Below are 13,437 nucleotides of genomic sequence, written 5' to 3' on the forward strand. Positions count from 1 at the left end.
TTTAATTAAATCTAATCCACAGTTTCGGGTTTGCAACACTGACTAAATCGTAACTTCTTGCAGCTGTTTGAACCACATAATACCCACCTTCAATAAACCACAGCCTGATGAACTCTTGAACTCTAGCCAGGTGATTTGGCCCAGGATTAAATCCTGTCATGAGTTCGTAGGGAACAAAATTGATCTTTCCATCATCTTTATAAAAACTGTTGAACTGTGGTCCAACATATCGTTCTCCAGCATAGTAAATGATATAACTTCCATCCAAATTGGTCAATGTAACACGTGGTACAAATAGAACTCCAACAAAACTTGGCATCTTTTTCAATTCCAAAGCATCGAACACCCCATTAATAGTTAATCCTGTATGAGAAAAATAGGATTTACGGTCCATATGCATTCTCCTTGGCGCTTCCTTGTCTAAATAGAGCGGTTTATCTATACTTTCTACTTTAATGTTCATTTCCTTATTGATGAGTAGGTTGCCTATGCCTTGCGTTTTTTGGAAATTTAAATTGTTCATTTCCCGTATAGAATGACCATTTAACTCGATAGGCGTCTGTAATCTAATTCCATTGTCTGTTAACACGTAGCTTGAATGGTAGAATTTGAATTTCCCATCAACCATATTACTAAATGAAACCACATTAATTATTGGGTTCAAATTGAAGCTAAATACCTCATTGTTAATGGTGATTTTCTTATAGTAATTGCTGAATTGATTTAAGCTGATAATTTGATCCTCAACAGCAAAGGCCTTTTGTATAAAGTCATCTCCTTGGTTATCGCCTGCTTTTACCAATAATAATTCACTCTCATTATGATTTCCACGCAATCTTATCGTATCGTTCTGGATTTTTAATATAGAAAATTCAAAATCTGATGCTGAAGCATTTCCATCAGGGTCTGCTATGATATGTAAAGAAGAGTAGGTGTCAAACATTAATGTAGGGAGCTGATCCATCTCAATACGGTAGGAACTATCAAATTCTTTTTCTCCATATTCTCTATCTACGGTAGCCAATGTTTTTACACGGTTGTTTACATCAAATTTGAATTTAAAGGTATAACCATTCCCACCTCTTGGATAGAGATAACCTATCCAACCATTTTTTGATTCTGTTAATATTTTGGTGTATTCATTTTTTAGTTCAATTAATCGTTTGTCAGGACGTATTCCTGAAAAATCTTGCTTCTTACAAGAGCTAAAAGCTAATAGAAATATAGCTAAATATAATATTAGGCCTGTTTTCATAATCTAGAAGAGAAAAAAAGGTTGGAAAGTGCTTGTTGAACTTCGCGTTGTAGATCTTTGAAATTAATACCAAAGGCATCTTTGAAATATTTTTCAACGATGTCTTGCTTTAATTTAAATATGGGTGCTGCATCTGGATATTGATCTTTTACCCAATCATAAGTGTCTTGACCACGAACCAATAAAAAAGCAACTGTTTCAGCAAAATCTTCTTTGGCAGATGCTTTTGCATAAGGTGTTATTAAGCCTTGTCGGTTTGCAGCCGTCTGATCGGTATTGAACCAGGTTGGTGTATACCAGCGGTTACTAATCTGTTGCCAAGCTACCGGATAAACAGTTGTTTGATTGAGGATATGTGTATATTCATGATGAATAATACTTAACATTCCTACTAGAGATGGTTCATTATCTAATAAAAACTCATTTACATTATTAATGGTAACCTTGGTACCCCCTTCGGCAGTACCCAAAATTATAGTTCCATCAGTTTGATATTCAGGACTGCCGACAAGTACAAATTTGGAAATAGGATTTTCCTTTAAGAAAGTCTTTCCGCCCAATTTTTCAAATGGCAGCATCCAGGCTTCGTAAATGGCCCTTAATACTGGTACTACTTGGCTTTCTGAAGGTGGAACTAATGTTCGATTATAATTGGTTTCATATGGATTCCATTTGTATTTTACTTCGATATTATAGGGTTTGGTGAAGTTTTCAAATATTAATTTATCTAAGTTCGATTTGGTCCAGTTTTCGCCTCCTAAGTTTACAATAGGCTCATTTGGTAGTACATTTTCTTGTTTACATTGGCAAAAGAAAATAGCCAATAAGAATAGGGGTATAATTTTGAATTGTTTCATTTTTCTTGGTTTTATTAAGGTTTATTATCTTGGATTTGGCTGTATTCCTGATGAAATTACTTCTGGGGGAAGCTGAAACATTCTTTTTAAACTATTGGATTCTAAATAAAAGGTTTCCTTTTCATCAAATGAAACATGTTCAACTACGATGTTCTTCCGTACAATATCGAGCCAGCGTAAGCCCTCAAAAATGAATTCTACACGTTTGAAGTCTAACGCTGTTTTAATGATGTTTTCTCTTAAATCCTGACTTCCGTAATAAACATTTATTTTTGAAGGATGTAGATTGTGCAGCTCAGGGACATAGACCGTAGTGTAATTATCAAATACGACCTTATGACTAATGAAGTCGTTTAATAATCCAATAGCCTTATCATATTGTCCCAGTTCTGCTAATGCTTCCACCCAGTTTAACAACAATTCATCTACCGTCAGAATGGGCAACATATTATATGGAACACCATAGGTGGAGTTTACTGATGAGGTTACGAAATGTTCTTTGAACTTTGGAGTATGTAATACCAAGTCTGATCCTCCAAAAAAACTGTAATTATAGATACCGGAGGTAATATTACCTTTTAGAAATAAATCATTGTAAATTTTAAAGGTCATACCATAACGGTTACCGGGATAGGTTCTTCCCCATACGGTTGGAACTTCTACCACTAAAAGATTGGATGGATTGTTGGGGCCAGTATACCATTGTTGTTTAGTGAAGTACTCCATCTGAATTAGCGCAGGACTATTTATTGGACGGATATAAATCTTTAAATCATTTCCTAGACTTGCCTCAGCATGTTCTGCAGACTTCTTAAAGTCTTGTTTGAATAAGTAGAACCTGGCGGCAAAGGCATGGGCTGCAGACTTTGTAAAATGAAATTTAGGAACCTTTAATCGGCTGTCGTCTAGCAAGGGAATGCCTTCAACTATATCTTTCTCAATCATTTCATATACATATTGTACCGTCTTTCTCTCGTATTTTTTCAATACTTCATGTTCAGGAACTGTAACATAGGGTATTCCTGGATCCGTACCTGCACTGCTGGGATTATAACTCTTAGAAAAGAGGATGATTAGCATATGATGGGCATAGGCTCTTGCTATTAAAGCTTCGCCTTTTAAAGGTCGTGTTTGGGCATTTAATCCTAATCTTTCAATTGCCTGGAGTGCGTGGTTAGCTGCAGCAATAGCTTTATAGGCTTGATACCAATAAAAAGTTGGAGAGTCCAAGTCTCTAGAATCGATGTCCATGTATTTCCAAGGATTCATATTCAGCGGATCATTAGATGATCGTCCAGCTCCCTTGTCACCAGCATTATCTGATGCCGCCTCCATAAAAGGAATATAATTTGCCTGCGGATAGGCACTCGTAATTAATTCAGCAATTTTTTCCGGGGTGTCCAATTCTGCTCGTTGGTCTGGAGAGGTCTCCAAAAATTTGGAACAACTACTCAGAAAAAGGGTGAGAATTATAATGATATTTAGTTTTCTTTTCATGATTTTTTCTTTTATAAACCAAGTTTTAAGGAGACCGTAAATTGTTTAGGTATTGGCAATGCAACACCACCAGACCCATAAAACTCAGGATCTTGACCATTTAATTTGGGGTCAGCATACAATAAGAATAAGTTGTTTCCAACCAGGTTAAGCGATGCATCTCTGATCTTCCAATTGGCCAATAATTGCTTTGGAAGGTTATAGGCTAAGGTTATTTGTTTTAATCGAACAAAGGCACCGTTAGCTACTCGAGTATTGGAGTAATTGTAGGCATTATAAACTTGATTACCGGCAATTCTTGAGTCCGTACGTACCGTTGCAATGGATGGTGATAAGTTTTCATAGGGCAATAAGAATCGCTCTAAAAAATCATAAGACATGGCATCAAGCTCTGTATAGAGATTCTTGTAGATTGGATTCATACGAACTCGATTTCCTGCACTATAGGTAAATAGGATAGAGGCACTCAAGTTTTTATAATTAAATTGATTGTAGAAACCGCCATTGAAGGTAGGGTCTACAGGACCTTCATATTGTAAATAATTAGTTTGGACACTTTGGAGGAAAATATTATCCGAAATTTTTCCTTCTTCATTTACATAAATTGGGGTTCCGTTTAATTCATTCAATTTCTGAAAATCAATGGAAAACAAACCTCTGTGCGGATAACCTACCTTTGCTGCACCTACATTGCTTACTAAATTCCAAATATTAGGCTCATTCCTAATAGAAGTAATAATGGTGTTATTGTAAGCATTGGTTAATTGCGTTCTCCATGACCAATCTTTCCTTTGAAAGACATTCGCTTTTAAGAGAACCTCAATACCTTTGGAATCCATATTGGCATAATTGGCATATTTGATTGATTCACCACCAATTCCCGAAATCCGCATTGGACCAATAAGGTCAAATCCTTGGCGGTTGTATAAGTCCACAATAATTTGGAATCGGCGATTATGAAATTGCATATCCAATCCAATATTTGTCTCATATTGTTTTTCCCAAGTTAAATCACGGTTTTCTAGAAATTCAATATTGATAACAGGTTCCTGATCAATTAAGAAAGGTCTGTTTACATTTCCTGATCGTAGTACTAAACTTGCATTACTTGCAGGACCCATACTCGCTGTAAGACCATATGTACCACGAAGCGTAAGCGTATTAAAGAAAGATTGTTTTTGGAAAAAAGGCTCTTGATCAATATTCCATGATCCAGATAAGTTCCAAGTTGGTAACCATCTTGCCACTCGACTTCGACCTAACTGATTTGAACCATCATACCGTATTGTTCCCGTCATTTGATATTTACCAGCATAGGAGTAGGTGCTATTTCCAGCAAATGCAATGTATCGGTCTCTGAACACCTGCATGTTGTAGTAAGGGAAGCTTCCTTCAACATTCATCTTAATGATGTTAGGGTCTATAAATGGTACTCCACCCTTGTTAAACTGAAAACCGTATCCAGTAGATTGTTTCGACATTCGGTCTAAAAACCGTAACTCTTGAATAGCAAAACCAGTAATATAGTGCTTGTTGAATGTCTTATCCCAAGTCAAACTATTACGCTGATAATAACTTTTCAAGTTGTTTTCGTTCGTGATATACATTCCTCCATGTGGCAAAACGGTTATAGGTGGTACATCTGGATTATCTGGATTACGATATAGGAAACGATTTGATTCCGCAATGATATTATTATCATATCCTGTCACGCCATATTTTGTACCTGCTCGATAGGCATTAGCCAAGTTGGAACTTTCATAAATCTTGTGCTCATTGCCTGTATTCGCATAACGATATGCTCCAATGGCATTAAATTTAAACCCTAATGGAAGTTTATAATTAACCTCACCTTGAACCTTCAGATCCAACATCTTTAGGTCCATGTAATTTTTATTTAGTTCATCATGAATATTAAACGGAGCAAAATTCATGGTTACATATTCCAAGTTTCCCTTTTCGTCATATGGTGCAATAACCCTTGAAGTATTCATTGCATAGGAGAATGGATTAATATCAAAATCCCTAGAAACCACACCCGTAACAGGGTTGCTGTCTTGTCCTAATGTACCCGGAGCTCGTTGATCTCGAATAGAACCTGTGGTTAATAGACCTACAGAAAGACGATCACTAAGCTTATAGTTCCCCCTGATATTGGCTGTATAACGTTGTACAGCATTGCTGCTTGCCCAACCATTGTCTTTTAAGAAGGAAGTAGAATAGTAATTCTGTACCCGTTCATTACCATTGGAGAAACTTAAAGAGTGTTCCTGCATAAATGAATTGTTGAAAAGCTCATCAAACCAGTCTGTATTTTGATAAACATACCGCTTTAGAAAAGCTTCTCGACCTTCTGGAGTATTCTCCACCAATGGTGTACCGTCTTCATTCCATGTGGTCAATGCTCTCGATAAATTACCATAAATACCAGAATTCTGATTGTTCTTGATTAAAGCATAATCAATTGCTCCCTTACGAGCAATCTCTGCATAGATAGACATCTGGTCATAAGAGTTTATGATATCAAACTGAGAATAACTTGGTTTTAAATAGGTGGTGTAATTTCCCACATAATTGACCGCCTGAGTTCCTGCTTTACCTTTTTTAGTCGTGATAATAATCACACCATTCATGGCTCTAGCGCCATATAAAGAAGTCGCAGCTGCATCTTTCAGGATTTCGAAGCTTTCTATATCATCTGGGTTAATCCCAGCGACAGAGGATCCCAATAAGGTATTGGCATCACCTGTTGAGAGCTGGTCATTGGAGATATTGACCACATCTTCCAAAGGTATACCATCGATTACCCATAGGGGTTTATTATCACCCGTAATGGACGTGGCACCCCGTACACGAATCTTTGGCGCAGCGCCAAATGTACCAGAAACATTCTGTACAGAAACCCCAGAAACTTGCCCCTCTAACATCCTCGAAACATCGGGCACACCAAAACGCTGTGCATCCTCCGCTTTTATCTTTGTACTGGCGCCTGTGAATTTCCGGCGATCAATTTCTTGGTAACCGGTTACTACCACATCAACAGCTTCAATTTCTTTGGTATCTCGATCTAAGGTAATGGTGATGGTTTTTCTTCCAGCAATCTTAATTTCCTGGCTTTTATATCCTAGAAATTTAATCTGTAAGGTGGCATTTGCATTGGCCATAATCGTAAACTTACCATCTTTATCACTCAGGGTGCTGCGGTTTGTACCCAGTACGAGAATTGATGCCCCTTGTAAAGCAGTTCCACTTGCATCCTTGATAGTTCCTTGAATTTGTATTTCTTGTCTTGTAGATGCGGTGATACTTACTACATCAGCCAAAATGCGGTATTCCAGGTTGTTTCCAGGAAGCAGTTTGCCTAAGGTTTCGGTTAATGTGGCATCTTCTACATGAATTTCAGAAACCCGAAACTTCTCAATGATTTGATCTTTATAGAAAAACTTAACATCTGTTTGCTTACTAATTTCATTTAGTACCTCAAGCAATGCCGCATTTTGCATGTTCAGGTTTATCTTTTGGGCTTTGCTATTTGCAAAACATGCTGATAAACCAATAATCATAATCAAGGTTGTTAACTTCATGATTTTTAAGAATTGGATGAAGCGTATTAGCCAATACAACTTCAACTCTTTACTGAAAAAAAGATTATTCATATATTTGTTTTAATTGGTTAATTTATAAACGGTTAACTTATTTGTTTAGATCGAAGAGGTGGGCAAACACCTCTTCAATTATTATTTTTATCCTTAAAAGGAAATACTATTTTCTCCTGATAGTTAGATCCTGATTATCCAATTTGAATTCTAGATCACTGGTATATGTAATCAAGGAGAGAAATTCCTGTAAAGAGATTTTTCGTGATATTTCACCACTATAGGTATCCTGGTCCTCCAGGATATCCCATCCATGTACCTGAATGCCATACCAATTCTCTAATTCCTCGAGAATATGCTTAAGCTTATCATTTTGAAAATAAAATAGCTGATTCTTCCAGGCGAGATCTTTCTTGAAGTTTGCTGATTGGATTTGAAAGCCATCTTTACCCATTATACCTTGTTGCGATGGACGTAATAAATGAGTTATTGTACCAAATTCTAGTTGTATAGAACCTTCAAATAAGCTGCTGACCATTTTCTCACCATAGGTTCGTACATTGAATTTGGTGCCCAATACTCGGATATTCCCTTTCTCAGTGCCTATAATAAAAGGACGATTTTTATCAGGACTTACCTCAAAATAAGCTTCCCCATATAGGATAACCTTACGTTCATTATTGGCAAAGCGACTTGGGAATTTGATGTTCGAGTTGGAATTTAACCAAACTTTTGTGCCATCAGCAAATTGAAAACTATAATATTGGGCTTTGGGAACCGATATAAAATTATAAAACAACTTATCGGAGGAGGGGAGTTGAGCCAATTTATATTTACCTTCATTTATTATTTGACCTTCGCTCGATATGTCAATAGGTTTTTTCAAATTGATTTTTTGACCATTGAACATTCTTAAGACTGCTCCTTCTTGGGCAGCATAAATTTTTGGTTCTTTCTTTTGAAAATGTTCATGGATCTGCATGGCCAGAGAATGCTGTTCCGTACGGCTTTTTTCTCCAAGAAAATTTTGCAGAAAATAAAGAAAAATAAGCGTGCAGGCAGCTATCGCTAACTTTACAATAAACCCTTTAATGGCTAATGGTTTTTTCTCCCAATAATTAATTTTATCCCAATTCTTAGCGGCATCAAATTCCTTTAATAGATTTAAATCCGATTGTAACCTTTCAGCATTCAACACTCTTTTTAAAATATCCTCATGCTTCGGGTCTTCCGATAACCAATCTTGCAATATTTTTTCCTCTTTTTCTGATAAATCACCAGAAAGAATTTTAGAAATAATTTTAGCAATATAATTGGTCTTTGGGTTCATAACATACATTAGAAAACTTGTATGTTCATTTGGGTGACAAGAAACATGAAAATATTTTTATTTGTATAATTTATTGTACAATAGATAGATAAGGCTTTTGATTGTCGGAAGAGTTCATTAAAAACTTAAACTAAATAAAGTTTTTGTACTAATACGATTTGGAGGAGAGAAATAGATTTTGACCCCACTTAATGAAATAGAAGAGAGCAGAGGATAAGATAAAATTCGGGATTAATATGGTTTTGTATATATTTTAAGCCTCTTTTTCTGTGTGTTTTGAGTGTGTTTATTGAAATATCTAACTTTTCTATGATTTCTGCATTAGAGAGTCCTTCAAAATAACTTAAACGCATAACCTGTTGACAGACTTTAGGTAATTTGCTAATTAATGTTTCTACCTCAGCTAACAATTCTGTATAAAGAATGGATTCTTCTAAATCTATAGAATCTTCTTCTTTATACACGGTTTTTTCCCAGTATCGTTGTTTTATTTGTGACCGTTTATGGAGATTTAATATGTAATTCCTTACACTGCTGTATAAAAAAGATTTTATAGCTGATGGATTATTGGAAACCTGAGCTTTTTGTTGGTAATATGAAGTAAATGCTTCTTGCGCCACATCCTCAGCTAAATTCTTATCACCTGATAGTTGATAGGCATAAAAACAAATAAATCTAAAATATTGATTGTAGAGCAATTTATCCATTCCAGACCTCGATAATTAAATTGGTTAAACAATATTAATTAAAATTAATAACAAATAAATAAAATTTATGTTTAATAATGATTAATATTTAATTGATTTTATCTATATCATCGATAAAAATTGCTTATTCTGTAAAATTATAGGAATATTTTTATTGACTTTACTTTCAAAAGAGTGCTATTAAAGTAACTTTTATACACAAATGTAAATGGAGGACACAGGTCTCTAGTCCACAGGAATATCAAATTTTGTTAGCGGAAAGGGTAGGGTTAATCCGATTAAAAAATTATTTAGCAATCAAACACGCGTTGTGCCTCGTAGATTTTAGGGTCAGTGGAAATAAAGATTAATATACGTTCTTCTTCATAATCTCTAGGGCTTGAGATGATAAAATCTGGAATTTGATCATTATCCAAGTCCGAAATTAAGAGGATAGAGGTCAGCGTATCATTGTAATCATTTTGAATGATCAAGGTTCGTAGTTTTTTATCATTTTTATATATGGTCAAGGTGTACCATTCGTTACTTCTTTCGTATGCCTCTGTGAATGTACGGCCTGAAGCTACCAGTTCATAATTTTGATTTTTCCATTGAAATTTAAGGGGACTATTAGGTTGGATTACTTGGTCTTTAATTGCTAAAGTATCCAATTTATGAGGTGCTAAATTCTTGATATTCACTAATAATAAACTTGATATTTTAGTGTCAATGTATTCCACATCCATACCTGAGCATGGGTCTTCACCCTTTTCTTGAATAGCTAAATCTTGCTTTCCCAATTTGTATTGACCGTTTTCTAAATAGATGCTTAACCAATCAGAATTTATCATTTTGCTGGTTTTGTCATTTTGATCCATATATCTGTGGGAACCTGGTATGATTGCCTTATTGCTGACAATTATATTCTGTAGCGATTCTGCTTCTTTTTCTAAATCTTTGATATGTTTAACAGTGTCAATAGATCTATCTTCCATTTTTTGACTAGTGTCAATCTTACTAATTAAGCTATCTGTTTTATTGGATAGTGAATCAACTTCATTACTATGATTGCCGTTGTTTTGGTGATTACAGGAATATAAAATGGTAAAAAATGAAAGAATTGCGATATGGAAGCCTTGTCGAATCATAGGATGTTAGTAGTGAACAATCGAATATACTTTTTAAGGGGCAAAAGTAAAAGAGAATCTTGAACTTTCAAGTTTCTAATTTTTGATAAGATGTTATTTAGATATGGATTTGTGGGGAGGAGGGAGTCAAATAAAATGTATAATGGTGGATTTTAATCCTCTTCTGAATTAAAATCATCACCATCATACATGAACTCAAAAATGTTTGAGTCAAAATCTGTCATTAATACTTCGTCTTTAATCATAATATTTAATTTTAATCAAATGTAACTGAAGTATTTAATTTGAATATTATCTGAATATTAAGTTTTTGTAAACACCTATCGACTTAACATGAAGTTTATTGTACAGTAATGTTACTTGGGTTAGATCCATCTTCAATTTCTAATGTTGGAAATAAAATGCGTATAGTCTCTTCTGCCCAAATATTCGAGATAGGATAAAGATCTTGATCTAAATCATGGTGATATAAAAAAGGGCCATCACTCGCCGGACCATTAAAATATAATGGAAATAAATCTGCAAGAACGGTTGACCTTCCATTCGAATCTAAATCAATTTTACCTGTATTATATTCGCCGTTATGAAATTCACGAATCAAATTATTCTTCAAAAGATTCTTAAATAACGAATTACTTCCTGTTTGAATGTTTCCCCTATGGTTTTTGCAATCAATTAAATAGCTAGTTACAATTTCATTTTCTTTGGATCTTAAAAGGAATTGTTCATCTTCGATAGAAATATCTGGAGTTTCTGAAAAAAGGAAATTTACATAACCTTCCTTCATCAGGCAATAAAACTTTTCGGTGTTTTCTCTATTCGGACCAAAGCCTATTTGAATAAGATACCATTTCCAATAGGTGTCAAAGTGGAAATGGGAGGCACTGTTTAATCCAGCATGCGCATAAAGCTTTCTAATCTGATGATATCCTTCCCTTAAGGCAGCTAAGGCAGAACTCATCATGCTATTTTTTTCTCCTCCTTGGGTTGCCATCAAACAATAAATGGCTAAATCTATAGCAAACTCATTAAAGGAGGCACTTTTTGATACATTTGAGTAGTTCCAAGGGTCAAAAAGCGCATGTAAGGAAAACCTAGTGTTCGATGGTTGTATAGCTATAAAAGATAAAATTTCCTCTTGACTGGATTCCTTAAGATGTGGAAGTTGAGAATAGAAGGCATATTGAATTTCTTGGTTCAAAACTGGTAGAATTTCTTCTTCAAAGTTGAGGGGAGTATTCTTTTTAAGCATTTCTTGAACCCAAGCATTGGTCATAAATTGAGTTTGGTACTTATGGTCTTTATGGAATTTATTCCTTGGCAAACTTGGAAGATTTGATCTGGAAAACAAATACATTATTGGTTCTAGACCTGAAGGGATATATTTAACTTCGTCATCCTTTTTATAGAAAATTCCTCCTCGACCTTCGGTTAAAGTTAATATAGTATTTACTGCTTCCAGCCCGGATTCTTTTATGGCCACTTGACCTTTCTCCGGAATGCGCTCTAAACTCTCTAATGCCCGATGATCTGGAAAATATCTATCCTTTACTCCATCTGAATTTGGAATGTATTTTAAGAGATTGTTTTTGTTTTCATATCCAATTTGAATACAACAAGAACGATATTTAAATGGGAATTCACTGAATTTATCATTTAGCCGAGCAAAGCCATTATTAATTTCCATGCCTGTTACTTCAGCCTGGATTAAATTCAACTCTACATGATCCAACATATTATCCATGATATGACAGAGTGATTCGATTAAGTAAAGTCCAAACAGCTCCTTACTGCAATAATCAAATGGATCCACTGTTTGATCCTCGGGAAGCTTTTCTATTAACCAATTCTGAAAGGATTTACCATAAAAATCACTTTTTTGTACTTCAATATCAAAGAGATTAAGGTCTTGAATGCAATGATCTAAACTCAGGTATATAGGTTGATTTGGGGAATAGATTTTTCCTGTGGCAAAATGCTCATTTTTATTATACCAATGAATGGACGTGATTTTATTGCTTTTAGAATTGGATTTTAATTTACGCAGTAAACTTAACAAGGATTTTAATCCATATATTCCACCACCAATAATGCTGACATAATCTTTGTTTTCAGCAATCTCTATATCAACTATTCGTTTGATACGGGATTTTACGGAAACAAAGGTTCCATTAGGATCTTTTGGTAATTGTAAGGAAGTCCAAATCATATATTGTAGATGTACGAATAATTTCTTTTCAGTGCGATTAACCTATGAGCGTACTTATAACGCCATGTTTATAATGGTCGAAAATAATTAATTATTGCCAGTTATATTAATAATAAGATTGATTTGTAGCTTAAGTTTTCTTGTTAGATTAATTAAATTAAATTGTAATTCAATTTGTAATATAGGGTATATATTTTGCCGTAATCGCTTAATAGGCGAAATAAATATGACATGTAGCAGATATTTTACCGGTGGCTATTCTAAGCGCTGATAGTATTTTGTATAGACATTTTTTTGAATTAGTGAATTGTTAAAGGAAAATTTCCATAGGATTTAATTTCTGATGGCCAGTTCTGTTATCCTGCGTCTTTAACGCCAGTAGGTCTAAAATCTGGTGTCTTGCGTCTGTTGTCTATAGTATAGTTTAAAGTTCCTTTATCTCCGATAAAGGATGACGAGGTCTTGGAGGTAGAGAAATAAGACTCTTCGCTTCGCTCTGAGTTGTAACTAGCAGAAAGAATAACTGTAAAGCTATCGAAATTTGAATCCATTTCACATATAATAACCTACTCTTAAAGGCTGATTTAGTCCATAGGTCTAACTACTAATTACTCCATACTAAATACTATCAAAAAGGGGTTTGCTAGGGGTTTCACAGGGGTCAAGTAGGGGTTGGATTCGAGACTCTAACGGATCTCCTTCGGAACTTGTTCGGATCTTGTTCGGATCTCGTTCGGTTCCGACCGAACGAGATCCGAACAAGATCCCTATCAGATCCAAAGAAATTCCGTTGCATTCTCGAAGCAAACATAAGCTTGACCTAAGCTTGACCCAAGCCAAACTGGACTTGTTCTAAAGC

At 34.9% G+C, this 13,437-nt stretch carries 9 protein-coding genes; all 9 read right to left on the reverse strand.

The window, feature by feature from the left end:
- Position 1: 1 nt before the first annotated feature.
- The 9 genes from ACP6L2_RS02940 to ACP6L2_RS02980 all read right to left on the reverse strand — a co-directional run bounded on the left by ACP6L2_RS02940 (position 2) and on the right by ACP6L2_RS02980 (position 13,129).
- Positions 2-1,255: a DUF4302 domain-containing protein gene (locus tag ACP6L2_RS02940; protein WP_440507804.1), complete on the reverse strand. Its 1,254-nt coding sequence runs from the start codon at positions 1,253-1,255 to the stop codon at positions 2-4.
- Positions 1,252-2,112 (reverse strand): substrate import-associated zinc metallohydrolase lipoprotein, encoded by an 861-nt coding sequence (locus tag ACP6L2_RS02945; protein WP_440507805.1) that lies wholly within the window; start codon positions 2,110-2,112, stop codon positions 1,252-1,254. Before ACP6L2_RS02945 ends, ACP6L2_RS02940 begins: the two co-directional genes overlap by 4 nt.
- A gap of 24 nt (positions 2,113-2,136) precedes the next feature.
- Positions 2,137-3,609, reverse strand: a complete 1,473-nt coding sequence (locus ACP6L2_RS02950) for a RagB/SusD family nutrient uptake outer membrane protein (RefSeq protein WP_440507806.1) — start codon at positions 3,607-3,609, stop codon at positions 2,137-2,139.
- A gap of 11 nt (positions 3,610-3,620) precedes the next feature.
- Complete coding sequence (locus ACP6L2_RS02955) at positions 3,621-7,265, reverse strand: SusC/RagA family TonB-linked outer membrane protein (protein WP_440507807.1); 3,645 nt, start codon at positions 7,263-7,265, stop codon at positions 3,621-3,623.
- A 106-nt stretch (positions 7,266-7,371) separates the two neighbouring features.
- Complete coding sequence (locus ACP6L2_RS02960; protein ID WP_440507808.1) at positions 7,372-8,535, reverse strand: FecR family protein; 1,164 nt, start codon at positions 8,533-8,535, stop codon at positions 7,372-7,374.
- 188 nt (positions 8,536-8,723) lie between these two features.
- The gene (locus tag ACP6L2_RS02965; RefSeq protein WP_440507809.1) at positions 8,724-9,242 is read right to left on the reverse strand and encodes an RNA polymerase sigma factor; all 519 of its coding nucleotides are present in this window, start codon (positions 9,240-9,242) and stop codon (positions 8,724-8,726) included.
- Positions 9,243-9,532: 290 nt separating this feature from the next.
- Complete coding sequence (locus tag ACP6L2_RS02970; RefSeq protein ID WP_440507810.1) at positions 9,533-10,369, reverse strand: hypothetical protein; 837 nt, start codon at positions 10,367-10,369, stop codon at positions 9,533-9,535.
- 340 nt (positions 10,370-10,709) lie between these two features.
- On the reverse strand, positions 10,710-12,578 hold the full coding sequence (locus tag ACP6L2_RS02975; protein ID WP_440507811.1) for an FAD/NAD(P)-binding protein: 1,869 nt from the start codon (positions 12,576-12,578) through the stop codon (positions 10,710-10,712).
- A 356-nt stretch (positions 12,579-12,934) separates the two neighbouring features.
- Complete coding sequence (locus ACP6L2_RS02980; protein ID WP_440507812.1) at positions 12,935-13,129, reverse strand: hypothetical protein; 195 nt, start codon at positions 13,127-13,129, stop codon at positions 12,935-12,937.
- Between the last annotated feature and the right edge of the window lie 308 nt (positions 13,130-13,437).

Origin of the sequence: Sphingobacterium lactis (genome assembly GCF_051951495.1) — a bacterium.
Lineage (GTDB): Bacteria > Bacteroidota > Bacteroidia > Sphingobacteriales > Sphingobacteriaceae > Sphingobacterium > Sphingobacterium lactis_A.

Coding starts and splice junctions, on each gene's coding strand:
- ACP6L2_RS02940 (WP_440507804.1), bottom strand. CDS start 1,255: ATGAAAACAGGCCTAATATTATATTTAGCTATATTTCTATTAGCTTTT.
- ACP6L2_RS02945 (WP_440507805.1), bottom strand. CDS start 2,112: ATGAAACAATTCAAAATTATACCCCTATTCTTATTGGCTATTTTCTTT.
- ACP6L2_RS02950 (WP_440507806.1), bottom strand. CDS start 3,609: ATGAAAAGAAAACTAAATATCATTATAATTCTCACCCTTTTTCTGAGT.
- ACP6L2_RS02955 (WP_440507807.1), bottom strand. CDS start 7,265: ATGAATAATCTTTTTTTCAGTAAAGAGTTGAAGTTGTATTGGCTAATA.
- ACP6L2_RS02960 (WP_440507808.1), bottom strand. CDS start 8,535: ATGAACCCAAAGACCAATTATATTGCTAAAATTATTTCTAAAATTCTT.
- ACP6L2_RS02965 (WP_440507809.1), bottom strand. CDS start 9,242: ATGGATAAATTGCTCTACAATCAATATTTTAGATTTATTTGTTTTTAT.
- ACP6L2_RS02970 (WP_440507810.1), bottom strand. CDS start 10,369: ATGATTCGACAAGGCTTCCATATCGCAATTCTTTCATTTTTTACCATT.
- ACP6L2_RS02975 (WP_440507811.1), bottom strand. CDS start 12,578: ATGATTTGGACTTCCTTACAATTACCAAAAGATCCTAATGGAACCTTT.
- ACP6L2_RS02980 (WP_440507812.1), bottom strand. CDS start 13,129: ATGGATTCAAATTTCGATAGCTTTACAGTTATTCTTTCTGCTAGTTAC.